20 protein-coding genes and 3 pseudogenes are annotated in these 25,754 nt (G+C 66.2%); 15 read left to right on the top strand and 8 right to left on the bottom strand.

The genetic code is table 11. The features are described from left to right. Positions 1 to 20: 20 nt before the first annotated feature. Positions 21 to 1,505, bottom strand: a complete 1,485-nt coding sequence (locus ASF77_RS16415) for a hypothetical protein (protein ID WP_056341498.1) — start codon at positions 1,503 to 1,505, stop codon at positions 21 to 23. After that, positions 1,502 to 2,983: a hypothetical protein gene (locus tag ASF77_RS16410; RefSeq protein ID WP_056341495.1), complete on the bottom strand. Its 1,482-nt coding sequence runs from the start codon at positions 2,981 to 2,983 to the stop codon at positions 1,502 to 1,504. The genes ASF77_RS16415 and ASF77_RS16410 overlap by 4 nt, the downstream gene beginning before the upstream one ends. 221 nt (positions 2,984 to 3,204) lie before the next feature. Here ASF77_RS16410 and ASF77_RS16405 point away from each other — a divergent pair, with 221 nt between their 5' ends. From ASF77_RS16405 to ASF77_RS16395, 3 genes are all read left to right on the top strand, one after another. Next, on the top strand, positions 3,205 to 4,263 hold the full coding sequence (locus ASF77_RS16405; protein WP_056341491.1) for a hypothetical protein: 1,059 nt from the start codon (positions 3,205 to 3,207) through the stop codon (positions 4,261 to 4,263). 78 nt (positions 4,264 to 4,341) lie between these two features. Further along, positions 4,342 to 5,526, top strand: coding sequence for a sensor histidine kinase KdpD (locus ASF77_RS16400; RefSeq protein ID WP_056341488.1), 1,185 nt, complete (start codon positions 4,342 to 4,344; stop codon positions 5,524 to 5,526). A 2-nt stretch (positions 5,527 to 5,528) separates the two neighbouring features. Further along, positions 5,529 to 6,368, top strand: coding sequence for a phytanoyl-CoA dioxygenase family protein (locus ASF77_RS16395; protein ID WP_056341485.1), 840 nt, complete (start codon positions 5,529 to 5,531; stop codon positions 6,366 to 6,368). Between the two features lie 112 nt (positions 6,369 to 6,480). Here ASF77_RS16395 and ASF77_RS23750 read toward each other — a convergent pair whose 3' ends face one another. Both ASF77_RS23750 and ASF77_RS16385 read right to left on the bottom strand, forming a co-directional pair. After that, complete coding sequence (locus ASF77_RS23750; protein WP_162244865.1) at positions 6,481 to 6,918, bottom strand: response regulator; 438 nt, start codon at positions 6,916 to 6,918, stop codon at positions 6,481 to 6,483. Positions 6,919 to 6,955: 37 nt separating this feature from the next. Beyond that, entirely contained in the window at positions 6,956 to 8,191 is a 1,236-nt protein-coding gene (locus ASF77_RS16385; RefSeq protein ID WP_056341479.1) for a Gfo/Idh/MocA family protein, read from the bottom strand. Positions 8,192 to 8,436: 245 nt separating this feature from the next. Here ASF77_RS16385 and ASF77_RS16380 point away from each other — a divergent pair, with 245 nt between their 5' ends. Beyond that, positions 8,437 to 8,820 carry a response regulator gene (locus tag ASF77_RS16380; RefSeq protein ID WP_056341476.1) on the top strand — a complete coding sequence of 128 codons (384 nt, stop codon included), beginning with the start codon at positions 8,437 to 8,439 and terminating at the stop codon, positions 8,818 to 8,820. Positions 8,821 to 8,923: 103 nt separating this feature from the next. On the opposite strand, the gene ASF77_RS16375 is transcribed toward ASF77_RS16380, so the two are convergent. Both ASF77_RS16375 and ASF77_RS16370 read right to left on the bottom strand, forming a co-directional pair. Then, on the bottom strand, positions 8,924 to 9,631 hold the full coding sequence (locus ASF77_RS16375) for an anti-sigma factor domain-containing protein (RefSeq protein WP_056341473.1): 708 nt from the start codon (positions 9,629 to 9,631) through the stop codon (positions 8,924 to 8,926). Beyond that, positions 9,628 to 10,212: a sigma-70 family RNA polymerase sigma factor gene (locus ASF77_RS16370; RefSeq protein ID WP_056341471.1), complete on the bottom strand. Its 585-nt coding sequence runs from the start codon at positions 10,210 to 10,212 to the stop codon at positions 9,628 to 9,630. The genes ASF77_RS16375 and ASF77_RS16370 overlap by 4 nt, the downstream gene beginning before the upstream one ends. 255 nt (positions 10,213 to 10,467) lie before the next feature. Between ASF77_RS16370 and ASF77_RS16365 the strand changes: the two genes are divergently transcribed. The 10 genes and pseudogenes from ASF77_RS16365 to ASF77_RS16325 all read left to right on the top strand — a co-directional run bounded on the left by ASF77_RS16365 (position 10,468) and on the right by ASF77_RS16325 (position 23,335). Beyond that, positions 10,468 to 11,964, top strand: coding sequence for a DUF4331 domain-containing protein (locus ASF77_RS16365; RefSeq protein ID WP_056341468.1), 1,497 nt, complete (start codon positions 10,468 to 10,470; stop codon positions 11,962 to 11,964). Positions 11,965 to 11,979: 15 nt separating this feature from the next. Beyond that, positions 11,980 to 12,249, top strand: coding sequence for a hypothetical protein (locus tag ASF77_RS16360; protein WP_056341465.1), 270 nt, complete (start codon positions 11,980 to 11,982; stop codon positions 12,247 to 12,249). Between the two features lie 53 nt (positions 12,250 to 12,302). Continuing rightward, complete coding sequence (locus ASF77_RS16355; RefSeq protein ID WP_056341463.1) at positions 12,303 to 13,475, top strand: tetratricopeptide repeat protein; 1,173 nt, start codon at positions 12,303 to 12,305, stop codon at positions 13,473 to 13,475. Continuing rightward, positions 13,472 to 14,599 carry a HupE/UreJ family protein gene (locus ASF77_RS16350; RefSeq protein WP_056341461.1) on the top strand — a complete coding sequence of 376 codons (1,128 nt, stop codon included), beginning with the start codon at positions 13,472 to 13,474 and terminating at the stop codon, positions 14,597 to 14,599. The genes ASF77_RS16355 and ASF77_RS16350 overlap by 4 nt, the downstream gene beginning before the upstream one ends. Positions 14,600 to 14,732: 133 nt before the next feature. Next, positions 14,733 to 16,528, top strand: a pseudogene (locus ASF77_RS16345) (M1 family metallopeptidase); the annotation flags it as partial. A gap of 384 nt (positions 16,529 to 16,912) precedes the next feature. Beyond that, positions 16,913 to 17,251, top strand: a pseudogene (locus ASF77_RS24390) (hypothetical protein); the annotation flags it as partial. A gap of 465 nt (positions 17,252 to 17,716) precedes the next feature. After that, a pseudogene (locus tag ASF77_RS16340) lies at positions 17,717 to 19,814 on the top strand (M1 family metallopeptidase). A 188-nt stretch (positions 19,815 to 20,002) separates the two neighbouring features. Next, a complete protein-coding gene (locus ASF77_RS16335; protein ID WP_056341459.1) occupies positions 20,003 to 20,491 on the top strand; it encodes a DUF6702 family protein in 489 nt (162 codons plus the stop codon). A gap of 8 nt (positions 20,492 to 20,499) precedes the next feature. Beyond that, positions 20,500 to 22,545, top strand: a complete 2,046-nt coding sequence (locus ASF77_RS16330; RefSeq protein WP_056341456.1) for a TonB-dependent receptor — start codon at positions 20,500 to 20,502, stop codon at positions 22,543 to 22,545. A 52-nt stretch (positions 22,546 to 22,597) separates the two neighbouring features. Then, positions 22,598 to 23,335, top strand: coding sequence for a 2OG-Fe dioxygenase family protein (locus tag ASF77_RS16325; protein WP_056341454.1), 738 nt, complete (start codon positions 22,598 to 22,600; stop codon positions 23,333 to 23,335). Positions 23,336 to 23,674: 339 nt separating this feature from the next. On the opposite strand, the gene ASF77_RS16320 is transcribed toward ASF77_RS16325, so the two are convergent. Together ASF77_RS16320 and ASF77_RS16315 are read right to left on the bottom strand one after the other, a co-directional pair. After that, positions 23,675 to 24,064 carry a hypothetical protein gene (locus ASF77_RS16320; RefSeq protein ID WP_056341452.1) on the bottom strand — a complete coding sequence of 130 codons (390 nt, stop codon included), beginning with the start codon at positions 24,062 to 24,064 and terminating at the stop codon, positions 23,675 to 23,677. A 35-nt stretch (positions 24,065 to 24,099) separates the two neighbouring features. Continuing rightward, positions 24,100 to 24,999, bottom strand: a complete 900-nt coding sequence (locus ASF77_RS16315) for a LysR family transcriptional regulator ArgP (protein ID WP_056341450.1) — start codon at positions 24,997 to 24,999, stop codon at positions 24,100 to 24,102. Between the two features lie 97 nt (positions 25,000 to 25,096). Here ASF77_RS16315 and ASF77_RS16310 point away from each other — a divergent pair, with 97 nt between their 5' ends. Further along, on the top strand, positions 25,097 to 25,714 hold the full coding sequence (locus tag ASF77_RS16310; RefSeq protein WP_056341448.1) for a LysE/ArgO family amino acid transporter: 618 nt from the start codon (positions 25,097 to 25,099) through the stop codon (positions 25,712 to 25,714). Positions 25,715 to 25,754: the final 40 nt, after the last annotated feature.

The raw sequence follows: 25,754 nt of genomic DNA, 5'->3' as shown, positions 1-25,754 counted from the left end.
TTTCCTTGTTGTCTTGTCGATCAGCGTTCGAGACGAACCTGCGCACCTTCGCGCAGGTCGATCAGCTGGTGGCCGAACAGGGTGGTCTTCAGGCGCGCGACTTCATTGCCCGCCTTGTCGTAAATCGGTTGCACCGTGCCGGTGCGCGCATGCATGACGCGCTGCTCGTCTTCGACGGTGAGCACGGCGCGGCGCGGACGCATCCAGCCGTAGGCCGCCGCCGCACCCGCGGCCAGCAACGCCAGCAAGGCGCCGCCGGCCGCGATCAAGGGGCCGCTGCCGTAATGCACGCGCACTTCGATCGGCAGCACGGCGGTCGAAGCCTGTACCTGGCTTGGTGGCGTGAAGATGTCGGGCAGCGGGTCGCCCGGAAACAGTTCCGTCATGCGGCTCCTGAAGCCCTGGGACAGCGCCAGCTTCTGATCCGCCAGGTGCAGTTCGATCGTCCCCGGCAGCACATAGGCCGAGCCCGCCGCTTTCAGCGCCGCCATCGACCATTTACCGGGCAGCTGGGCCGTTGGGAGTTGCAGGGTCGAGTCCAACGGCTGCGGCTTGCCCGGCGCCAGCGTGGCGACGCGGCTGCTGCCCAGGCTGACGGCGCGCCCCTCTCCGCCCAGCGTCGAGCGCGCGGACAGCGCCGCGCTGACGATGGTGTAGGGGTACATCGTGTTCTCGAGGTTCCAGCCGATCTTCGCGTTCGGCGCGGTGGCGTCCGGGGCGACGTCGGCGCGCAGCACGCCGTTAGCGCCCATGGCGAAGGTCACGCCCGGCGCGTTCTCGACCTTGCGCGGCACCAGGCGCACGGTGTTGCGGTCGAGCGGTTTCAGGCGCGCCGGCGGCTCGGTGATGATGCGCTTGATGGCGCCGCTGGCAAGCAGGCTGTCGAGCGCGCGCGCCCCGCTCTCGCCGATGGCGAAGGCATATACCATCAAACCGTTGGCCGTGTAGTGCTGCCCCTTGACCGGCATGCGCAGCGGGAAGGCGAGCGCGGTGCGGATTTTGCTGCCGTTATGAATGAGCTGATAGAACTCGCGGTTGCGCTGCGCGGTGGCCTGGTCGTTGTTCGGGCTGTTGCGGTTGTTGGTGACGAGCCAGACGATGCCGTCACGCCCGCCCAGCGCCTGCGTCATGGCGGCGCTCACGGCTTCGCCGAGGTCGGTGTCGGCCAGCGCGCCGCCGGCTTTACGGGCGGTGTCGAGACCGGCCAGGACGCGGGTGACGTCGCCGCGCGTGCCCTGGCCGACGGTGGCCGAGAGCAGCGCGCGCGGCGACGGCGCGTTCGGCTGCGACTGGTTGAAGGCGGCCAGCACCAGCGCGTCGCCGGGCCGGGCCACGGCCAGCGCCAACTCGGTCACCAGCGGCTTGAAGGGCGACTTCGGATCGCTGTAGAACGGCTCCATCCAGCCCGAGTTCTGCACCAGGAAGACGTGCGGCGTGGCCCAGCTTGAACCCGCGCCGCACAGCAGCGCCAGGATCGCCAGGGTGCGAACGAAAAACGCCGTCACGGCTGGACTTCCAGGCGCCAGCCGCGCACCGTGTTCCAGTCCGGATGGTGCAGCCACAGCGCGCCGTTGTAGACGAAAGGCACGCAGTCCAGCGGCCGCGACAAGCGCGCGACCTCGTCGAGGATCAGGTTGCGCTTGCCGATCCATTCGATGGTCGTGCGGGCGATGGTGCGGCCGGCCAGCGCCTCCTCGGCGCGGCCGGTGTAGGCATGAAAGCGCAGCACCAGCCCGCTCGGCTGCGCGCGGTTGTTATTGAAACTGCGCAGCAGCGGCAGCACCAGGGTGTCGTCCTCGACCACGTCTTCGATGTGCTCGGCCGACCAGGGCTGGTCGAGCACCGGGTGGCCGCGCCGGAACAGGAAATTGGCGAAGCCCAGGCGCGCGCCGTCGATCGGCTCGACTTGCGGATTCTCGGCCCCGAGTTCGAGGAAGGAATAGGCCTGGCCGTCGTGCCCGATGTGCCACAGGCGGCCGTCGCGGCTTTGCGTGGGGCCGCCGAAATCGAGCTTGGGCGCCCAGCCGCGCGGCCACGGCGTCCAGCGCGGCGCTTCGCCCGGACGCCACACCAGCTGCCCCTGCGCGTGCAGCCAGAACAGGCGGTTGTCATAGCCGATCGGACGATCCCAGCCGGAAGTGGGCGCGTCGGGACAATCGAAGGTGACGCCGTTGACGAAGTCGAGCTGGGCGTCGAGCAGGTGCAGCACGCCGTCGTCCACGTACAGGCAGCCGACCTGGCGCCGCATCACGCCGGGGCTCGAGGCCAGGCGCCCGGCGAACAGCAATTCGAGCCGGTAGCTTTCGTTGACCGGGTTGATCCACAGCCGCGACAGCCCCGTATCGAGCGGCACGATGCCGACTTCGCCGCGCGCCGGATTCACGGCCGGCAGCCAGCTGTAGCCGCCGGCGGAAAAGCGCAGCTCGGCGCCAGGCTCCTCGGCGCCCATCACATGCCACAGCTGGGCCAGCGGATCCCAGTACTGCAGCACCCCGCGCGCCGGGGCCAGCGCCAGCAGGCGCTGTTCGGGAAAGCCGTAGCTGCCGGCGATGAATTCGCAATGCGCGTTCGGCGGCGCCGGCATGGCCAGTTCCGCGCGATTGACGTGGGGCGCGGCGGGACGCCCTTCCAGGCGGTCGCCCAGCGCCAGGGAGGTGACCGGCAAACCGTGCGGCACGTGGCGCGGCAAGGCCTGGTCGCTGGGCGCGCCCCACCAGTCCGGCTGGTGCCCGGTGCGTCCCTGCAGGCGTTCGAGCGGCGCGCCGCAATTCGGGCAGTAGGCAAACCCTTCCGGATAGATGCCGGCGCAGGCACAGGCGGTCGGGAGCGAGGCGCCGACCAGGTGGGCGACGTCCGGCAGCCGGCCGCGCGCATGCGCCTGCCAGTCGATCGGCCCCAGGCCTTGCGTGGCCTGCAGCGCGAACTGCCCGCTCGTCTCGTCCTCCAGCCAGGTGCTGGCCGGCGTCTCCCATTGTGTTGCCATCGTGCTCCGCCGTCAGATTGAGATATGCATGCCGCCCCCGTGTTGCGGGTGGCCATTGCTGTCTAAATCATAACTGCCCCGGCGCCTTTGCGGCGCGCCGTTCGGCCGGTAGCGCCCGGTGGCACCGCCAGGCGCGCACCATGCGCCTTGTCAAGGAATCGGCCGCGCAATCGTATAATGCCGGGTCTATCCGCGCCTTCGGCTCCCCGCCCTCTTTTCCCATGACCGCTCCCGCCCTCGCCCCCACGCCCGACCTGCCCGCGCACGCCGTCGATGCCGCCACCGCGCACCTGAAAGACATCCTCGCCGTCGCCATCGAACACGGCCCTCGCAGTGTCGATGGCCCGCGCGCCCTGGTCGTCTACGACACCCGCACGGGTCTTTCGCGCGCACTGGTCGAGGCTTACCGGCGCAATCTGCCCGAATCCGACTTCCTCGACTTCGACGGCGTCGATCCCGCCGAGGTGCTGGCGCGTTTCCGCGGCCTCGCGCCGAAAGATCTGGTGGTGCTGGTGCAGTCGACCAATTTCAGGCTGGAGGCCTTCCGCATCCGGGTCGAACTGTTCAAGCTGGGCCTGAAGGTGATCGAGCACGTGCACCTGTCGCGCATGCCGGGTGTCCAGGGCGAGCACTATATCGAGGCGCTGGCCTACGACCCGGCCTACTTCCGCGGGGTCGGGCGCGCGCTGAAAGGCCGCATCGATGCGGCGCCGCTGGCGCGCGTCTGCGGCGGCGGCGAGGAGCTGACCTTCGCTTCGCCCTTCGAGCCGGCCAAGCTCAACATCGGCGACTACAGCGAGATGCACAACGTCGGCGGCCAGTTCCCGATCGGCGAAGTGTTCACCGAGGCGCTCGACCTGGAGGCGGTGAACGGGCGCGCGCAGATCCACGTGTTCGGCGACACCTCCTACCTGTCGAACCGGCCGGAGACGCCAGTAACGATCGTCGTCGAACGCGGGCGCGTGGTCGGCACCGAGAACGCGACGCCGCAATTCCAGCAGGTGCTCGACATCATCCGCCGCGACGAAGGCGAGGTCTGGGTGCGCGAACTCGGCTTCGGCATGAACCGCGCCTTCTCGCGCGAACGCCGGGTCGACGACATCGGCACCTACGAGCGCATGTGCGGCATCCACCTCTCGCTCGGGGCCAAGCACGGCGTCTATCCGAAACCGGGTTTCAAGAGGAAAGATGCGCGTTACCACATCGACGTGTTCGTGGTCACCGACGCCGTCTACTTGGGCGAAGAGCAAGTGTATGCAGATGGCAACTGGATCGTCTGATTTGATGGATTTGAGTGCAGCAAGTGGTAGGATAACAGGCTGTCGATGTGATTTTATAAAAATTAGCTGGAAACTGGGATGAAAGAGGATCTTTCAAAACGTGTGGCCGAGATCCAGGCCATCAGCGCCGTGCCGAAAATTCTGGAAACCGTGGCCGCCATGACGGGCCTGCGGTTCGTCTGTATCGCGCACGTCACCGACGATTCCTGGACCGCCTGCGCGGTGCTCGACCGACTCGACTTCGGGCTCGCCCCCGGCGCCCAGCTCGATGTGACCACGACGCTGTGCGAAGAGGTACGCGACACCGCGCGCGCCGTCATTATCGACAGCGTCCGCGGCAGCGACCAGTATCGCGATCACCACACGCCGCGCATCTACGGCTTCGAGAGCTATTTTTCGATCCCGATCTTCCGCGCCGACGGCGCCTATTTCGGCACCCTGTGCGGTCTCGACCCGGAGCCGGCGCGCCTGACCGACAGCACCGTCGCCACGACCATGCACCTGTTCGCCGAACTGGTGTCGAAGCAGCTCGATGCCGACACCAAGCTGGTCGCCGCGCGCGCCGAGCTGCTCGACGAGCGCGAAACGGCGGAACTGCGCGAACAGTTCATCGCCGTCCTCGGCCACGACCTGCGCACCCCGCTCGGCTCGATCCTGCTGGGCACCGAACTGCTGGCATTGAAGCACCCCGATCCGGACACCCGCCCCATCGTCGAGCGCATCCGCAAGAGCGCCACGCGCATGGCGGCGCTGGTCGACGACGTGGTCGATTTCACGCGCGGGCGCATGGGCAGCGGCATTCCGATGACCCTGCGCGAGGCCGAGGTCGACGTCACGCTCGAACAGGTGGTCGACGAGATGCGCGGCCTGTATCCGCAGCGCGCGATCGAGGCCCGCATCGCCCCCGGCCTGCGCCTGCGCTGCGATCCGGAACGCATCGCCCAGCTGCTGTCGAACCTGCTGAAGAACGCGCTGGTGCACGGCAGCGATCATGCCCCCGTCCGGGTCGATGCCGCCTTCGACGGCGGCGAGTTCGTGCTGTCGGTAGCCAACGCCGGCCGCGAGCTGCCGCAGGACGTGATCGACGGCCTGTTCAAGCCCTACTGGCGCGCCGCCTCGCGTTCGGGCAGCGAAGGCCTGGGCCTGGGCCTGTACATCGTCGACCAGATCGCGCGCGCCCACCAGGGCACGATCGAAGTGAGCTCGACAAACGGCGTGACGATGTTCCTGTTCCGCATGGTGCCGGCGAAGAAGGAGGCTTGAACATGCTGAGCGCCGAACAACGCAGCCAGTACGAACGCGACGGCTTCATCGTCCTGCCCGGCTTCAAGAGCCTGGACGAGATCACCGCGCTGCGCGCACGCGCCGAGTCCATCGTCGAGGCCTTCGATCCGAACGAGTCGCGCTCCATCTTCACCACGCGCGAGCAGGAGCGAGTCAGCGACGCCTGGTTCCTCGGGTCGGACAACACGGTGCGCTGCTTCTTCGAGGAGGAGGCCTTCGGGCCGGACGGCCAATTGCGCCAGGCGAAAGCACTGTCGATCAACAAGATCGGCCACGCGATGCACGACCTCGACCCGGTGTTCTCCGCATTTACGCGCGACCCCAGGCTGGCCGCCGTGGCGCGCGACCTCGGCCTGGCGCGGCCGCAGGTGTGGCAGTCGATGTACATCTTCAAACAGCCCGGCATCGGCGGCGAAGTGCGCTGGCACCAGGACGCGAGCTTCTTCGACACCGATCCGGTCAGCGTGACCACCTTCTGGTTCGCGCTCGAAGACGCGACGGTCGACAATGGCTGCCTGTGGGCCGAGCCGGGCGGGCACCGCGGCCCACTGCGCGAACGCTTCCTGCGCGAGGGCGACGCGACCCGCATGGAGAAGCTCGACGCCACGCCCTGGCCCGGCGGCAGCACCGCCGTGCCGCTGGAAGCGGCGGCGGGCACGCTGGTCTGCTTCCATGGCCTGCTGCCGCACTACAGCGCGCCGAACCGCTCGCCGGTGTCGCGCCATGCGTTCACCTTGCATGCGACGGATGCGTCGACCGTGTATTCGCCGCGTAACTGGATCCAGCGCGATGGCAATTTGCCGGTGCGTGGGTTCGCATGAGCGGAATATCGGTGATTGTGTAACGCGTGGAGTCGGGGACTCCACCCTACAATCGCCGACTAGCCTGACATGTAGGGTGGAGTCCTGACTCCACGCCGTACATCGCCTGTGCTCAGGCGCAACCAAACCCGGTCTGCGTCAGCGCCCGCGTCAGATCCGCCTTGAACACCGCGTAATCGATCGCCTTTTCCACGAAGTCCCCTGCCCCCAGCATGCGCGTGCGCACGCGGTCGGTCTCGTCGCGCGAGCTGGAGAGGACGATGACGGGAATATCGGACAGGGAGGGTTTGGAGGAGATCTCCTTGAGAACTTCGAAGCCGTCCACTTTCGGCAGCTTCAGGTCGAGCAGGACGAGGTCGAAGTCGTGCGCCGCGGTCAGCGCACGCAATGCCTCCTCGCCGTCGGAAACGACGACGACTTCATGGCTGGCCGCGCAGCTCTGCAGGACGCGGCGCGTCAACTCCACGTCGAAGGGGAAGTCGTCGACAATCAGGGCTTTTTGACCATCGGCCCATCGTACAGGAAGAACAGCGATGTGTCGTGGCGTCACATCGCCCGCCGTCCGCGCATGCGCTGGGCCGTCCGTCTCAACCCTGCTCTTCCGGCTCCGGCCCGCGCGTCTTGCCCGGCGGCGCCAATTTGACCGGCCGCCCGCTGCGCGCCGACTCGTAGATCGCCGCGATGATGCGCTGATCCTGCAGCCCCTCCTCGCCCGGCGTATGCGGCTCCCTGTCCTTGCGCACGCACTGGGCGAAGTGATCGAGCTCCTTGGCGAACTGATTGCCTTCCTCGATGTGCAGCTCCGCCCCCTGCTCCCTGCCCTGCTCGACGCGCGAGACGCGCAGGCGGTTGCCCTCGTAGGCGTAGGCCGGGCTCATTTCGGCCCAGGCGCTCGATCCGTTCAGGCGGTACATCTGCGATTTGTGCGAGCTGTAGCCGGTCGAACAGGTGGCCATGAAACCGCTCGGGAAGCGCAGCGTGAACTGGCAGGATTCCTCGACCTCCTTGAAGCGCGCGTCGCCCGGCGTCGACCAGGTGTGACCGGTCACTTCCACCGGTTCCTCGCCGCTCAGGAAGCGCGCCTGGCTGATACAGTACAGGCCCACGTCGGGCAGCGGGCCGCCGCCGGCCAGCGCGCGCTTCATGCGCCAGTGCTGCGGGTCGGCCATGTTCTGCGAATTCACGGAGACGAATTCGCGCAGCTCGCCCAGCTTCTTCTCGCGAATCATCTTGACGAGCGCGCGGTCGAGCGGCGAGTACTGGCGGCGGTAGGCGATCATCAGCTTGCGCCTGGCCGTCTTGCAGGCTGCGATCATGCTCTCGCATTCGGCCACCGTGTTGGCCATCGGTTTTTCGCACAGCACGTGCTTGCCCGCTTTCGCGGCGCGGATCGTGTACTCGGCGTGCATGCTGTTCGGGAGCGCGATATACACGCCCTGCACCTCGGGCATCTGCGCCAGCCTGTCGTAGTCCTTGTAGTCGAGCACCGCGCTTTCCGGGATGTTGTACTGGCGCGCGATCTTGAGCGCCTTGGCGCGGTCGCCGCTGACCAGCGCCACCGGCTTCGTGTGCTTGCTCTGGGCGAAAGCGGGCAGCATCTCGTTTACCGAGATACGACCCACGCCGACGATCGCGATGCCGACCCGCTCGTTCCACGGATCGCCCGGCGGCTCGGTCTTTTCCGGCTTTTCGGTCTTGGTTTCGATGGGCGGGAAGGTGACCTTGTCTTTCTCGGCCGCGCCCGCGATGGCGGGCGTCGACATGGCGGCCAGGGTACCCACGTAGCGCAGGAAATCGCGGCGTGGCGCTGGTTCTTGACTCATGAATGCATCCTTTCGGCAGTGGCTGCTGCTGGCTGATGGGAAGAATGGAAACAAATCCTCGCACAGGGTATGAAATGCCAGTGTTCTATTGCCTACAAACCAGAATTTGTGCGGATCGCCGTCGCTCATTCTTGGGAGCAAGTACAAATGCCTTGCGATTCCATCGCACCCAGCCTCATACTGGGTATCAATGTTCATAAAGGCAGACCATGCTTCCAACAACACGTGGGGAGCGGCCTTTTCGGGTGCTCCTGGCAGACCGCAGCGAGGAAACCCGCGACCTGTTCGGCACCCTCCTTACCAGCATGGGCTATGAAGTCCATTCGGTCGGTACCGGATTCGAGGTGCTGGCGCACGCCCCCCTGTTTCGCCCGCATGCCGTGTTCACCAGTGTTTTCCTGCCCGACCAGACCGGTTTTGCGCTGTGCGCGGCATTGCGGCGGATGCCGGAAACGGCACAGGCGCTGATCGTCGCCGTCACCGGCCACCTTGCACCCGACGCCGCCCGCCGCGCGCAGGAAGCGGGCTTCGACCGCTATCTGGTCAAACCCGTCCAGCTCGATGCAATCCTGAAAACGATGCGACTGCTCGATGGCGGCCAGGACACGGGAGCGGCGCAGGCTCCGTGAGGATGGCCGGGTGGCCTGCGGCCTGCCTGCCTGATCTCTTCGACGTGGCGCGTTCGCCGGCGCGCCTTCATTCACGCGCGCAGGCGGGCGCAGGGAATCCTTCTCACATCAGACGAACCCAGCCGCCTTTGTAGAGGATCGGCCCGCTCGGCCCGTCCGGGTTCGGCGAGCCGCCCTTCGGCTCGAGGCTGACGGCGAGCAGGGCCACGTCGTCGCCGATGGCATTGGCCGGCAATGGCAAGCTCAGGGCGCGGTCGGCGCCGAGCACGCCGAGCGAACGCGGCTTGCCGGCGCGCGGCACGGCCCATAATTGCAGCGCCTGCTGCGCCGTGAGCGGCACGCTGGCCACCATCTGCACCCTCATCAGGCCGCGTTCGCGGTCGGCGCTGACCACCAGCACGGGCCGGGCCTGTTCGTCGAGCAGGCTGGCGATGTCGCTCACCCGCGCCGCATCCGGCTCCGGACGTCCCCCCAGCACGGCCACCAGCAGCAGCGCGGCCAGCGCCGACGAGGCCAGGCCGAGTCCACGCCACAGGGTCAGCGTCCCTTTGCGCCAGAACTGCCAGGCCGGGGCCGGGCGCGGGCCCAATTGGCGCTCGATCGCGCGCCATACGCGCCGGTCGGGCGCCACGGCGGGCGAGAGCTCGGCCATCGCGCCGAGCCGCTCGTTCCAGTCGCGGACGGTACGACGCAGCGCGGCGTCGCCATGCATCAGGCGCTCGAAGCGGCGCCGCGCGCGCCCGCGCAGGGTGCCCAGCACGTATTCAGCGGCCAGGCGCTCGCGCAGCGGCTCGTTGTTCTTCAGGTTCATGCGGCACCCCGCGCACTCAGGCAGGCATGCAGGCGCGCCAGACTGCGCCGGATCCAGGTCTTGACCGTCCCGAGCGGCAGCGCCAGCTTGAGCGCCATGTCGCTGTGCGACAGGTCATGGAAATAAGCCATGCCGATCACCTCGCGGTGCCTTGCTTCCAGCCCGGCCATGCAGTCGGCCAGGGCCTGCGCTTCGCTGCTCATCTGCAGGCGCTCGGCCGGCGTCGCCGCCACGTCCGCCAGCGACGCCAGCACGTCGCTGCCGATGCTGTCGTCCTCGCCGTCATGGCGCTGGCGCCGGAGCACGTCGAAGGCGCGATTGCGCACGATGGTCGTCATCCAGGTCATCGGTGCCGACAGCGCGCTCTTGTAGGTGCCGGCCGCATGCCAGATGGCGATGAAGCTGTCCTGCAGCACTTCCTCCGCAAGTTCGCGCCGTCCGAGGATGCGCAGCGCCAGGCCATACAGGCGTGGCGAACTCGCTTCGTACAGTGCGTGGAAAGCGATGCGGTCGCGCTGTGCGGCGGCCTGCAGCCAGATGCGCAATTGCGCCGGGTCGGCGTATGCCGCGGTGCTTCCCAAGAGATGCCTTTCGATGCGTGGATGAGTGTTGCCGGTGCGATAACGCGACGAAAAATACCATATTTACGTTCTTACTCTGCAAGAAAATATTTTGAATCCAATCCGCCTGCGGCTGCGTATACCTCGGTACGGCACGTTTGCATCGTGATCATTTCTGTTTCGCATCGAATCGTGCGACGTGCCCGCAACATACTCAATATCATCAATTTGTTGTAAATACCAATAATTTAATCCCGTTGTTAACCGGAGAGCGAGATGAGACAGCAACACAAGAAATCCCTAGGTACGATCGTGGCATTGGCAGGGGCGGCATGCATGGCTTTGTCCGTGCCGGCCGGCGCGTCGAGTCACCGCGAGGCGCCATTTTTGACGAATTCACCGAAGGTCGATGGTACCGACTTCTACATGTTCCGTAGTTACGCGCCTGGCCGGAGCGGCTTCGTGACGATGATCGCGAACTTCATCCCGTTCCAGGATCCGCAGGGAGGCCCGAACTTCTACCAGTTCGACCAGAATGCGATGTACGAGATCCATGTCGACAATAACGGCGACGCCAAAGAAGACATCACCTTCCAGGTGCGCTTCAAGAACACCTCGAAGCGCACCGCGCTGACCATCGGCGGCAAGCAGGTGCTGATCCCGCTGATCAATTCGTCGACCATCAGCGGCGTCAATCCCGCTTCCCTCAATGTGCGCGAGACCTACACCATCGACATGGTCAAGGGCGACCGCCGCAGCGGCACGCGCACGCGCCTGGCCGGCGCCAACGGCGCGACGGAATTCGACAAGCCGGTCGACAACATCGGCGAGAAGGTCTTCGGTGGCGCCGGCGGCTACGAGACCTATGCCAACCAGCACATCTACGACATCAACGTGCCGGGCTGCGGCACCGGCCGCGTGTTCGTCGGCCAGCGCAAGGAGCCGTTCTATATCGCGGTCGGCAAGATTTTCGACCTGTTCAATCTGAACCCGCTCGGCGCCGAAACAGCCGGCAACAAGAACGACCTGGAAAACAAGAACGTCAGCACGATTGCGATGGAATTGCCGGTCGGCTGCCTTGCCGTTGCCGGAGAGCCGGTCATCGGCGCCTATGCGACGGCCAGCATGCGCCAGGCGCGCCTGATCAATCCGGCCCCCGCCTCGAGCATCAACGGCGCGGTCAAGGAAGGCGGCGCCTGGACCCAGGTTTCGCGCCTCGGGATGCCGCTGGTGAACGAAGTCATCATCGGCATGGACGACAAGGATCGCTTCAATACCTCGAAGCCGAAGGACGACGCCCAATGGGCCAATTACGTGACCAATCCGGTGCTGCCGGCGGTCGTGGAAACCCTGTTCCCGTCGGCCAAGGCGCCGACCAACTTCCCGCGTACCGACCTCGTGACCGCCTTCCTGAAAGGGATTCCCGGCGTGAACCAGCCGAAGAACGTCGTCGCGTCCGAGATGCTGCGCCTGAATACGTCGATCGAACCGACCGCGGCGGGCGCGCAGAATCCACTCGGCGTGGCCGCCGGCGACAACGCCGGTTTCCCGAACGGACGCCGCCCCGCCGACGATATCGTCGACGTCTCGCTGCGCGTGGCGATGGGTGCGCTGTGCGTGCTGACGGGTGCGAACGATGCGCTCGGCGTTGGCTGCAAACCGGCCGACGCACCGGCCGGCGGCCTGCAGCTGACCGACGGCGTGCGCAAGGACGCAAGCAGCTTCAAGGCGGGCTTCCCTTACCTGAACACGCCGCTGCCAGGCAACCAGTAAGCGAGGAGGCACATCATGTCCACCCACTTCTCCAGGCACGCCGCCCTTGCGGCGGCCCTCTGCGCCGCGCTCGCCCTGGGCGGCTGCGGCGGCGACAGCAAGACGAGGTTCTCCGAGCCGCCACCGACCGGGGGCACCCCGGCCCCGCCGCCGGTGGCGAGCGATTCGTTCTTCGACTACGTGCTCGCGCGCGTCAACGCCCTGCTCGATGACGCCGAACCGGCATCGATCGACGCCGTGACCGAGACCAAGCCCGAGAACACCGAGCCGGCACCGGTCGGCTGAGCAGCGTCCACCCGCGCGGGACGGTGCGCCGTCCCGCGCTCTACGGAGTCTCCATGTTCGGCAAGTTCGTCTTGTTGTCCTGCTGCGCCTGCGTCCTCGGGATCGCGGGTGCGGCGCCCCATGTTCCGGCCAGCGGCGCCCAGGTACTCGAACGCCTGCCGGGCGGCCTGGCCCCGGCCCGGCGCGAACTGCAGGGCCTGCGCGCAGCGCTCGGCGCCCGGCCGCAGGATCTCGGCCTGGCCACCACCGTCGCGCGTCGCTATATCGAACAAAGCCGGCGCGACGGCGATCCCCGCTACCTGGGCTATGCCGAAGCGGCACTCGCGCCCTGGTGGTCGCAGCCGCAACCGCCATCGGAGGTGCTCGTGCTGCGCGCCACGCTGCGCCAGAGCACGCACCAGTTCGGCGCCGCGCTGGCCGATCTCGACACGGTGCTGCGCCGCGACAGCGGCAACAGCCAGGCCTGGCTGACACGCGCCACCGTGCAGACCATCACGGGCGATTTCAGGAGCGCGCACGCCAGCTGCATGCGCCTGTATTCGCGCGCTCCGGAACTGGTGGTGCAGGCTTGCCTGTCAAGCGTGGGCAGCGTCAGCGGCCAGGCCGACGCCAGTTACGAACGCCTGCGCCAGACCTACGCGGCGCGCGCCGACGCGCCGCCCGAGCTGCGCACCTGGGTGGCCACCCTGCTCGGCGAGATGGCCGCGCGCCTGGGCCGCCCGAACGCGGCGCAGGCGCACTTCCGCGATGCGCTCGCGCTCGACCCGCTCGACAGCTACCTGCTGGGCGCCTATGCGGATCTGCTGCTCGATCGCGGCCGTGCCCGCGAGGTGGTCGCACTGTTGAAGGACAAAACGGCGGCCGATGCGCTGCTGCTGCGCTATGCCATCGCGTTGAAGGCCGTGGGTGCGCCCGGCGCGGCCCAGGCCAGCGCCGACCTGGCAGCGCGTTTTGACGCCGCCATGCGGCGCCGCGACACCGTGCACCAGCGCGAACAGGCGCGCTACGAACTGGCCTTGCGCGGCGACGCAAGCGCCGCCGTCCGCCTGGCCAAACTGAACTGGGCAGTGCAGAAGGAGCCGGCCGACCTGCGCATCCTGGCGCAGGCCGCCGCCGCCAGCCGGGATCCGCAAGCGGCCGCCCTGGTGCGCGACTGGCTGGCCGGCAGCCGGGTCGAGGACGCGACCCTGGCCTCCGCGCTGGCGCAGATTGGAGACAGGACGTGAGGGCGCGCTGCCTGCTGCTGTTGCTGCTGTGCTTCGCCTGGGCGCTGCCCGCACAGGCGCACAAGGCCAGCGACAGTTACCTGAGCCTGGACGTGCGCGGTGAACGCATCGAGGGCCAGTGGGACATCGCCCTGCGCGACCTCGAGATGGCCATCGGCCTCGATGCCGACGGCGACGCCGCGATCACCTGGGACGAAGTACGCGCGCGGCATGAGGCGATCGGCGCCTATGCGCTGGCGCGACTGAAACTCGCCGACGGCGGCACGCCCTGTACCCTGCGCGTGACGCAGCACATGATCGACGAGCATACCGACGGTGCCTATGCGGTGCTGCGCCTGCAGGGCGCCTGCCCGGGGCCGGTCGCCCGGCTCGCCGTCGACTACGGCCTCCTGTTCGACATTGATCCCCAGCACAAGGGACTGTTGCGCCTGACGCACGGGACGGTCACCAGCAGCGCAATCTTCGCGCCGGATGCGCGCAGCCAGCTGCTGGAGCTGGCTGCGCCGTCGCGCTGGCGCCAGTTCGCCGACTACGTGCGACATGGCGTCTGGCATATCTGGATCGGCTTCGATCACATCCTGTTCCTGGTGTCGCTGCTGTTGCCGGCGGTGCTGGTGCGCCAGGCCGGCCAATGGCAGGGCCGCGAGACGCTGCGCGCCTCGGCGCTCGACGTCCTGAAGATCGTCACCGCCTTCACGCTGGCGCATTCGCTGACCTTGAGCCTGGCGGCGCTCGGCGCGCTTGCCCTGCCCTCGCGCCTGGTGGAGTCGGCGATTGCCGCTTCCGTCGTGCTGGCCGCCCTGAACAACCTGTGGCCCCTCGTGCACCGCTGGCGCGCGCTGGTGGCCTTCGGCTTCGGCCTGATCCACGGCTTCGGCTTCGCCAGCGTGCTGGCCGATCTCGGCTTGCCGCAAGACGCGCTGGTGGTGTCGCTGGTGGGCTTCAATGTCGGCGTCGAGCTCGGCCAGCTGGCCATTGTCGCGCTGTTCCTGCCGCTGGCCCATGCCATGCGGCGCGGCCTGTTCTACCGGCGTGTGGTGCTGGCCGGCGGTTCCGCCTTCATCGTGCTGCTGGCCGCCGTCTGGTTCGCCGAGCGCGCGTTCGACCTGAAGCTGCTGGCATGAGCGCCGCGCACGTACTTCCTATTCGTGTTGCATACGCGTCATGTATCAGCTTTTTTACAAATCGCGCCCAAGCTTGCCTGAAAGATACCATTAGAATAGTTTCTCCAAAATTACTTATAAAAACAGGGGAAACATGATCCGTTTGCCAATCGCCCTGGCTACGCTATGCCTGAGCGTGTCCGCTTTCGCGGCCGATCCTTTCGACGACAAGTTCCGCCAGCTCGACGAGCTGCTGCCGACCGCATCGACCATCCGCACCGCGTCGGGCGCGCCGGGCCATGCCTACTGGCAGCAGCGCGCCGACTACACGATCCGCGCCACGCTCGACGAGGCGAACCGTGCGATCCGCGCCAGCGAAACGATCACGTACCACAACAATTCCCCGGATACCCTGAACTACCTCTGGCTGCAGCTCGACCAGAACATCTACAAGCCGAACTCGGACGCGCGCATGTCGGCGACCTCGGCCTCGCGCGAGGCCTGGGCCAAGCCGCGCAGCCCGGAAGAAGGGATGAAGTTCGACGCCCTGCGCACGACCTTCGAAGGCCTGACCTTCGACGGCGGCTTCAACATCACGGGCGTCAAGGCGGGCGGGCGCAAGCTGGCCTACGTCATCAACCGCACGATGATGCGCATCGACCTGCCCCAGCCCCTGAAACCGGGCCAGCGCTTCTCCTTCGACGTCGAGTGGAACTACAAGATCAACGAGCAGAAGGTGCTCGGCGGCCGTTCGGGCTACGAGAAGTTCGACGAAGACAAGAACGACCTGTTCGAGATCGCCCAGTGGTTCCCGCGCATGGCCGCCTACTACGACGTCTACGGCTGGCAGCACAAGCAGTTCCTCGGCGCCGGCGAATTCACGCTCGAATTCGGCGACTACGATGTCGAGATCACGGTGCCTTCGGATCACATCGTCGCCTCGACCGGCGTGCTGCAGAACCCGGGCGCGGTGCTCACCGCCGCCCAGCGCGAGCGCCTGGCGCGCGCGAAGACCGCGAAAAAGCCGGTGATCATCGTCACCCAGGCGGAAGCCGAAGCGGCCGAAAAAGCCCGCGCGGGCGTGACCAGCGGCGCCAATAAAACCTGGCACTTCAAGGCGAAGAACGTGCGCGATTTCGCCTTCGCCTCGAGCCGCAAGTTCATCTGGGACGCCCAGGGCATGAAGAGCGGCGACAACGACGTGATGGCGATGTCCTACTATCCGAAGGAAGGCAATCCGCTGTGGGAGAAGTACTCGACCCAGGCGATCGTCCACACCATCGAGCAGTACAACAAGTACTCCTTCGACTATCCGTACCCGACTTCGATTTCCGTGAACGGCCCGGTGGGCGGCATGGAATACCCGATGATCACCTTTAACGGCCCGCGTCCGACCAAGGACAAGAAGACGGGCGAACTGACCTATTCGAAGCGCACCAAATATGGCCTGATCGGCGTGATCATCCATGAAGTGGGCCATAACTACTTCCCGATGATCGTCAACTCGGACGAGCGCCAGTGGACCTGGATGGACGAGGGCCTGAACTCCTTCGTCCAGACCCTGGCCCAGGAAGCCTGGGAAGAGAACTGGCCGGAGATGCGCGGCGAGCCGCGCCTGATCACCGACTACATGAAGAGCCGTAACCAGGTGCCGATCATGACCAACTCGGAGTCCCTCCTCCAGTTCGGCAACAACGCCTACGCCAAGCCGGCCGCCGCGCTGACCGTGCTGCGCGAGACGGTGCTGGGCCGCGAGCTGTTCGACTTCGCCCTCAAGGAATACGCGAACCGCTGGAAGTTCAAGCGCCCGACCCCGGCCGATTTCTTCCGCACCATGGAAGACGCCTCGGGCACGGATCTCGACTGGTTCTGGCGCGGCTGGTTCTACACGACCGACGCGGTCGACGTGAGCGTGGACGGCATCAGCGAGTACACGGTCAGCACGCAGAANCACGGATCTCGACTGGTTCTGGCGCGGCTGGTTCTACACGACCGACGCGGTCGACGTGAGCGTGGACGGCATCAGCGAGTACACGGTCAGCACGCAGAATCCGGAAATCGAAAAGGCCTGGCGCCGTAAACTCCGCGAAGCCGAGCCGGCCTCGCTCACCGACCAGCGCAACAAGGGCATGCCGCGCCGCGTCGACGCGCACCCGGAGCTGAAGGATTTCTATAACGAGCACGACGATTTCACCGTCACCAATGCCGACCGCAACAAGTTCAACGAAGGCCAAGAAAAGCTCGAGGACTGGGAAAAGGCCTTGCTCAGTTCGGGCAAGCACCTGTACCTGGTCGACTTCACGAATATCGGCGGCCTGGTGACGCCGCTGGTGNATCAGGTGCGCCAGGCGCACGATCCGGATGTCACCAATGCCGACCGCAACAAGTTCAACGAAGGCCAAGAAAAGCTCGAGGACTGGGAAAAGGCCTTGCTCAGTTCGGGCAAGCACCTGTACCTGGTCGACTTCACGAATATCGGCGGCCTGGTGACGCCGCTGGTGCTCGAGATCCAGCTGGCCAGCGGCAAGAAGTACATCGAGCGCATCCCGGCCGAAGTCTGGCGCTATTCGCCGAAGAAGATCACCAAGCTGATCGTCACCGACGAGCCGATGACGGGCCTGACCCAGGATCCGTTCTGGGCTGGCCTGCTCGCCGACCGCGAGCGGCGCTACCNGGTGACGCCGCTGGTGCTCGAGATCCAGCTGGCCAGCGGCAAGAAGTACATCGAGCGCATCCCGGCCGAAGTCTGGCGCTATTCGCCGAAGAAGATCACCAAGCTGATCGTCACCGACGAGCCGATGACGGGCCTGACCCAGGATCCGTTCTGGGAGACCGCCGACATCGACCAGAACAACAACGCCTGGCCGCGCAAGCTGACCCCGTCGCGCCTGGAGCTGTTCAAGACCGAGCGTGGCGGCGGCGACATGATGAAGGACTTCAATACCAAGTTGAAGACCAAGGAAGAAAAGGCGGCGACCGCCGAGGAACCGAAGAAGGAGACGGTGCCGCCGGTGCAGTGATGCGTCGTTGAACGCGTGGGCGGGGAACCTGCCCACCTTACGTCCCTCCGTTTTTAGCCGGTGGTTGCGCGAACAGCGCGGCCACCGGTTTGTTTCATTCAGAACCAATCGAATACCCATGAAAATGAAGCACCTTGCCCTCACCCTCGTGCTGGCCGTTTCAAGCGCCGCCCACGCCGCCGACCCGTTCGACGACAAATTCCGCCAGCTCGACGAGCTGCTGCCGACGCCGGGCACCACCCGCACCGCCTCCGGCGCGCCGGGCCACGCCTACTGGCAGCAGCGCGCCGACTACAAGCTGCGCGCGACGCTCGACGAAGCCAAGCGCGCCATCACCGGCGCCGGCACCATCACCTACCACAACAACTCGCCCGACACCCTCAACTACCTGTGGGTGCAGCTCGACCAGAACATGTTCCGCGGCGACTCGGACAACCGCAACATCTCGACCATCCCCTCGCGCGAAGCCTGGCAAAAGGGCGGCGCGGAGGGCGTGAAATTCGACGCGATCCGCTTCGCCTTCGAGAGCCGCACCTTCGACGGCGGCTTCAAGGTCGCCAGCGTCAAGGGCGCCAACGGACAGCCGCTGCGCCACGTCATCAACAAGACCATGATGCGGGTCGACCTGCCCCAGCCGCTGAAGCCTGGCCAGCGCGTCTCGTTCGCGCTCGAGTGGAGCTTCAACATTCCCGAAGCGAGCGTGCTGGGCCGCCGCATGGGTTTCGAGCGTTTCGACAAAGAGGATAAAAACGATCTGTTTGAGATCGCCCAGTGGTTCCCGCGCATGGCGGCCTATTACGACGTCGCCGGCTGGCAAAACAAGCAGTACCTGGGCGACGGCGAGTTCACGCTCGAATTCGGCGACTACGATGTCGCCATCACCGTGCCCGCGGATCACATCGTCGCCTCCACCGGCGAGCTGCAAAATCCCGGCGAAGTGCTCACCACGGCCCAGCGCGAGCGCCTGGAGCGCGCGAAGAAGTCGAACAAGCCGGTGATCATCGTCACCCAGGCGGAAGCGGAAGCCGCCGAAAAGAAGCGCGCTACCAGCATGAAGACCTGGCGCTTCAAGGCGAAGAACGTGCGCGATTTCGCGTTCGCTTCGAGCCGCAAGTTCATCTGGGACGCGCAGGGCATGAGGAGCGGCGATACCGATGTGATGGCGATGTCCTACTATCCGAAGGAAGGCAACCCGCTGTGGGAGAAGTATTCCACGCAAGCCATCGTCCACACCATCGAGCAGTACAACAAGTACTCGTTCGACTATCCGTATCCGACCGCGATTTCGGTGAACGGCCCGATCGGCGGCATGGAATACCCGATGATCTCGTTCAACGGCCCGCGTCCGACCAAGGATAAAAAGACCGGCGCCCTCACCTATTCGAAAGCGACCAAGTATGGCCTGATCAGCGTGATCATCCACGAGGTCGGCCACAATTACTATCCGATGATCGTCAACTCGGACGAGCGCCAGTGGACGTGGATGGACGAAGGCCTGAACTCCTTCCTCCAGTTCCTGGCCGAAGAGGCCTGGGAAGAAAACTACCCGGCGCGACGCGGCGAGCCGCGCGACATCGTCGACTACATGCGCAGCAAGAACCAGACGCCGATCATGACCAATTCGGAGTCGGTGCTGCAGCGCGGCCCGAACGCCTACGGTAAACCTGCCACCGCCCTGAACGTGCTGCGCGAAACGGTGCTCGGCCGCGAGCTGTTCGACTTCGCCTTCAAGGAATACGGCCGCCGCTGGAAGTTCAAGCGCCCGACGCCCGCCGACCTGTTCCGCACCATGGAAGACGCTTCCGGCACGGATCTCGACTGGTTCTGGCGCGGCTGGTTCTACACGACCGACGCGGTCGACGTGAGCGTGGACGGCATCAGCGAGTACACGGTCAGCACGCAGAACGGTGACGCCGCTGGTGCTCGAGATCCAGCTGGCCAGCGGCAAGAAGTACATCGAGCGCATCCCGGCCGAAGTCTGGCGCTATTCGCCGAAGAAGATCACCAAGCTGATCGTCACCGACGAACCGATGACGGGCCTGACCCAGGATCCGTTCTGGGAGACTGCCGACATCGACCAGAACAACAACGCCTGGCCGCGCAAGCTGACCCCGTCGCGCCTGGAACTGTTCAAGACCGAGCGTAGCGGCGGCGATATGATGAAGGACTTCAATACCAAGTTGAAGACCAAGGAAGAACCAAAAAAGGAACAGTAACGTAGGGTGGGCGCCCTGCGCCCACGCGTTACGCACGTATCCAACGTCGCCGGCGGTAACATACCGCCCGCGACGCATGCAAGGGCCGCGGGCCGTGGTCGTCGTTTCGAGCGATATGCCACCACCAACGGAAAATGCATGCACACGTAACCGCGTGGGCGCAGGGCGCCCACCCTACCTGGATATTTATGAAGCACCTCCTCCGCCTCTTCGCCCTGGCCCTCCTGCTCGTCAGCACCCAGGCCTGCGCCCACCGCTTCCACGCGGGCATCACCGACATCGCCTTCAATGCCCGCACCGGCAACACCGAGATCGTTCACACCTACATGGCGCACGACGTCGAGGCCCTGCTGGCGAACCTGTACGGCCGCCAGTTCGACCTCTCCGACCCGGAAGACCAGGAAGCGGTGCGCAAGTATGTCGAAGGCCGCTTCCGCGTGCTGGATCAGAACAAGACGCCGCTCGCGGTGCGCTGGGTCGGTATGACGGCCGATCCGGAAAAGATCACCGTGTTCCAGGAAATCGAACAGACCCCGCTATGGAAGGCCGGCGCCATCCATGACAACGTGCTGATCGACTTCCTGCCGGATCAGGTCAATACCGTCAATCTCAACGAAGGCAATGCCGTGCGCACCCTGAGCTTCGACCGCAACAAACTCGAACAGTCCACCCGCTAAAGGCATTCATGATCCCGAGTCGTCCCCGCATTCGCCCACTATCCTTTGCGCTGGCCACGCTGTTTGCCTCGGCTTCCGTCCTCGCCGACGACCTCGTGCTGCAGCGCGTGCTGGTCGAAGGCTCGCGCATGAGCCAGCTCGGCATCGCCGACTCGGCCAATGCCGGTACCGTCGGCCAGAAGGAGCTGGCCGCGCGCACCGCCTACCGGCCCGGCGAAATGCTCGAAGCGATGCCCGGCCTGATCGCCAGCCAGCACAGCGGCGAAGGTAAAGCGAACCAGTTCTACCTGCGCGGCTTCAATCTCGACCACGGCACCGATCTCGCCACCTGGGTCGACGGCATGCCGGTCAACCAGCGCAGCCACGCGCACGGCCAGGGCTGGACGGACGTGAACTTCCTGATCCCGGAACTGGTCGGCCGCCTCGACTACCGCAAGGGCCCCTATTCGGCGCGCGACGGCGACTTCGCCTCGGCCGGCAGCGCCGAGATCAGCTATGCGAACCGTCTCGTAAAAGACGTCGCCAGCGCCACCCTCGGCCAGGACGGTTTCCGGCGCGCGATGCTGGCCGGCTCGCCCGAGCTGGCCGGCGGCACCCTGCTCTACGCGCTCGAACTGATGGACAACGACGGCCCCTGGACGCGGCCCGACGACTACCGCAAGCGCAACGGCCTGCTGCGCTACAGCCGCGGCTATACCAACAACGGCTGGAGCGTGACCGCCATGGCCTACCGCGGCACCTGGAACGCGACCGACCAGATCCCGCTGCGCGCTGTCGAAGACGGCAGCCTGGGACGCTTCGACGCGATCGACGACAGCGACGGCGGCAGCGCGCGCCGCTATAGTCTCTCCGGTATCTGGCGCCAGACCGGCGCCGAGTCGTCCTCGAAACTGAGCGCGTATGTGATCCGCAACCAGCTCGACCTGTTCTCGAACTTCACCTATTTCATGAACGATCCGGTGAACGGCGACCAGTTCGCCCAGCCGGATCGGCGCGTGACCAGCGGCCTGGATGCAACCCAGACCTGGCACCTGCACCGCGGCGAGACCATGGCCTCCGACCTGACGGTGGGCGCGCGCCTCCAGAACGACAACATCTACAACGGCCTGTACGACACCCGCGCCCGTCAACGCCTGAGCACCACGCGCGAAGACCATGTGGTCGAGACCAGCGGCGGCCTGTTCATCGAAAGCGCCACGCGCTGGAACAAGGCCGTGCGCACCATGATGGGGGTGCGCGCCGACCGCTACCGCTTCGATGTCGAGAGCGACCTGGCCGCCAACACGGGCCGCGCCCACGATACCCAGCTGAGCCCGTCGTTCAGCCTGATCCTGGCGCCCTTCGCCTCCACCGAGTTCTACCTGAACTACGGCCACGGCTTCCACAGCAACGACGCGCGCGGCACGGTGGCGGCGATCGATCCGGCGACCCTGTATCCGCTCGAGCGTGCACCAGGCCTGGTGCGTTCGCGCGGCATGGAACTGGGCCTGCGTACCGAGGCGATCCCGAAGATGCAGACGGCAGTCTCGCTGTACCGGCTCGACTTCGATTCCGAGCTGACCTATATCGGCGATGCCGGCATGACCGAAGCCGGCGATGCCAGCCGCCGCACCGGCATCGAGTTCTCGCACTACTGGCGGCCCCTGAAATGGCTGGCGCTCGACTTCGACGCGGCCTATGCGCGCGCCCGTTCGCGCAACGGCGACCGGATTCCCGGCGCGGTCGAAGGCGTGGGCCAGCTCGCGCTCACCGTCGACAAGCTGGGCCCGTGGTCGGGCGCGCTGCGCCTGCGCTACTTCGGCCCGCGTCCGCTCATCGAGGACAACAGCGTGCGCTCGCAGGGCAGCGCCACGCTCAACGGGCGCGTCGGCTATAAAATCGGCAAGGATCTGCAGCTCGAGCTCGAGGCCTTCAACCTGGCGAACCGGCGCGACTCGGCGATCGACTACTACTATGCGTCGCAGCTGGCCGGGGAGTTGTCGCCGCGCGACGATATCCACTTCCATCCGATCGAACCGCGCTCGTTCCGTTTGACGCTCACCAAGACCTGGTAAGCCCGAGGGCCGGTTTTCGCCGGCCCTGGTAAAAACTGCTACGCTACCGGGCATGAACCTATCCGAACTGCCCTATAGCGACCCTTCCCGCCTTGCCGAAGCCCTGCTCGGCGACGGCTACGCCCTCTTGCGTCCGGCGGACGTCGCCCGCCTTGCCGGCTGCACGCTGGCCGAACTCGACGCGCTGATGCCGAGCTGGGATCGGCTCGAACTCGACAACTACCTGAAGGACGGCGGCCGCTACCGCCGCCGGCGCCACTCCTGCTTCGTCGACGACGGCAAGGCGCTGCAGCAGACCCCGCACCGCGCGCACTGGCAGCCGGTCGAATACAACGCCCTGCATGGCGGCATGCACCGTTTGTTCGCGCCGATCGAAGCGGGCACCATCATGCAGCCGGCCTGGCAGCAGCTGGTGCGCTCGCTGGGCGCGGTTTGCTCGCAGGTGAAGAACGCGCAGCCCTGGTATGTGGAAGCGCACCAGTTCCGCATCGATACCGCCGACGGCATCGGCCGCCCGACGCCGGAAGGAGCGCATCGCGACGGCGTCGATTTCGTGGCCGTGATTTTGATCGGCCGCACCAATATCAAGGGCGGCGAGACCCGCGTCTTCGACGCCCACGGCCCGCGCGGCCAGCGCTTCACGATGACGGAACCTTGGACGCTGCTGCTGCTGGACGACGCCGCCGTCATTCACGAATCGACGCCGATCCAGCCGCTGGGAGAGCATGGCTACCGCGATACGCTGGTGCTGACCTGGCGCGCCGAGTCCTTCCAGGGCGAGGGTGTCTGACGAACTTCGCACTGACGTAACCGAGTTACCCGTAGGGTGGGCGGGGGATAAGAGTCCGGGGGACTTTTATCCCCCGCCCACCCTACGAGCCAAAAAAAACGCCCGCATACCTTGCGGTAGCGGGCGGCAATCCAGAATTTCGGAGAAAAACTGGAGGAGACGCTTCCAATATAACCCGATTTATTGTGCGTCGCAATACAGTAGAACTACCACACTAATGGGACTGCTCCCTCTGTCTTCGTAAGACTTTTCTGACGATCGTTATGCATCTCAGCTATTTATGATGCGACGCATCATAAAAATGCCGCTGGCAAGCTGCGCTGCACAAAATTGGTGCGATCAAGATCCATTTATCCCGGCTCTGCCGTTTTCACGGGCATGCGGCACGACCTGATCGGCGCATGTGGCTTGCACACTATTTTTCGTAGCGCCCGCAGCCTCGGCGCGCGCCGTCGCCGCAGACATCGCGCGGGCTGACGGCGTATCGGCATACGACGGTATGCGTCCGGTGGCGGCGATGCTGCCGCGCTGGGGTTCGGAGTGCGTGGCGGCGCGCGCCGGCAAGGCGCTCGCGGCGCGTGGCTTTTCTTCCTGGACGGCGCACTGCGTGGTGGACGCGGCGGCGCCTGGTTCGGAAAAAGCCTGCCCGGCTGCACAGCCGGGCAAGCCGGTACACACGGCGGCGATCAGTAGCGGCATGTTCATGGCGGCCTCCTTCGATGCGGCCATTCTAGCGCCCTCCTACGCGCCCGGCGCGCCGCACGCTAGGGCAGCGGCAGCGGTAACAGCGCGGCCTGTGCCGCCTTGACCAGCGCGGCGCCCATGCGCTCCAGGCGCTGCGGCTGGATGCGCCAGGCATGCCAGTAGAGCGGCACGTCGACCGGCAGCGCCGGCGCCAGCTCGACCAGCTCGCCCGCGTCCAGCAGGCGCCGGCACTGTTCCTCGGGCAGCATGCCGTAGCCGAAGCCGAGCCGGATCGCCTCCACGTACGGGTCGCTGGCCGGCACGTAATGGCAGGGATAGCTGCCCTCGGGCAGGCCGAGGTGTTCGCGCAGGAAGGCCGACTGCAGCGAGTCCTTGCGGTCGAACACCACCACGGGCGCATGCACCGCCGCCTCGCGCGTAAGACCGTCGGGGAAGCGCTGCCGGGCGAAGCCGCTCGCAGCCACCATCCGGTAGCGCATCAGGCCGAGCGGCGTCGCGGTGCAGCCGTGCATCGGCTGCGGCTTGCCGGAGACGCAGGCCAGCACGCGCCCTTCTTCGAGCAGGGCAAAGGTGTGGCCCTGGTTGTCGAGCACGAATTCGACCAATAGCCCTTCGGCGGCCAGGATCGGGCCCAGCGCCGGCAACAGCCAGGTCGCCAGCGTGTCGTTGTTGACGGCCAGGGCGACGCGCGCCGGCCCCGCGTCCATCCCCATCTCGGCCAGGAATTCGGCTTCCAGCAGCAGGCTGCGGCGCAGGTACTGCAGCAGGCGCATGCCGGGTACGGTCGCCCGGCAGGGCCGGCTGCGCACCAGCAGCGGCGTGCCGAGTTCCTGTTCCAGCGCCGAGATGCGCTGCGAGACTGCCGAGGGCGTGATGCCGAGCTGGCTGGCCGCGCCTTCCAGGCTGCCGGTGTCGATGGCGGCGGCGAAGGCGCTGCTGCGGCGGGGATCGATTTTCATAGATTAGCGAAACTTAAGCACCCTTAATAATCATGAATATAATTGAAGTAGCGGCCTGCGCTTGGGAAAATACCGGCTCCTGATTCGTGGAGCTGTCATGTTTTCCCAACAAATCTTCCTGCAAGGCCTGGGCTTGGGTGCCAGCCTGATCATGGCCATCGGCGCCCAGAACACCCACGTGATCCGCACCGGCGTGCGCGGCGAGCACGTGCTGGCCACCGTCCTCGCCTGCATCGTGGTCGACGTGGCGCTGATCGCGCTCGGCATGGCGGGCCTCGGCAGCGTGATCGAATCCTCGCCGCCCTTGCTTGCGCTGGCGCGCTACGGTGGTGCGGCTTTCCTTGCCTGGTATGGCTGGCGCTGCTGGGCGAGCAGCCTGCGCGGCGGCGCGGCGCTCGCGCTCGGGGAGCAGGACAGCCGCACGAGCCTGAAGCGCGCACTGGCGACGGTATTGGCGCTGTCGTTACTGAATCCCCACGTCTATCTCGACACCGTGGTGCTGCTGGGCGCCGTGGGCAGCAGCCTGGCCGGCGAGCAGCGCGGCTCCTTCGCGGCTGGCGCCATGGCCGCCTCGGTGCTCTGGTTCAGCGCGCTCGGCCTGGGTGCGCGCCGCTTCGCCCCGGTCTTGGGCCGTCCCGCCGTGTGGCGCATGATCGAAGCGGCAACCGGCAGCCTGATGCTGGTGCTGGCCGTGCTCCTGCTGCGCGGGAGCTGATGACGCACGGGTAGCTTCAAATGCATGAATTTGCGTGGTG

Origin of the sequence: Massilia sp. Leaf139 (genome assembly GCF_001424165.1) — a bacterium.
GTDB lineage: Bacteria > Pseudomonadota > Gammaproteobacteria > Burkholderiales > Burkholderiaceae_D > Telluria.
The sequence above is the reverse complement of the archived record's forward strand: the minus strand, read 5'-3'. Positions and strand labels throughout refer to the sequence as shown.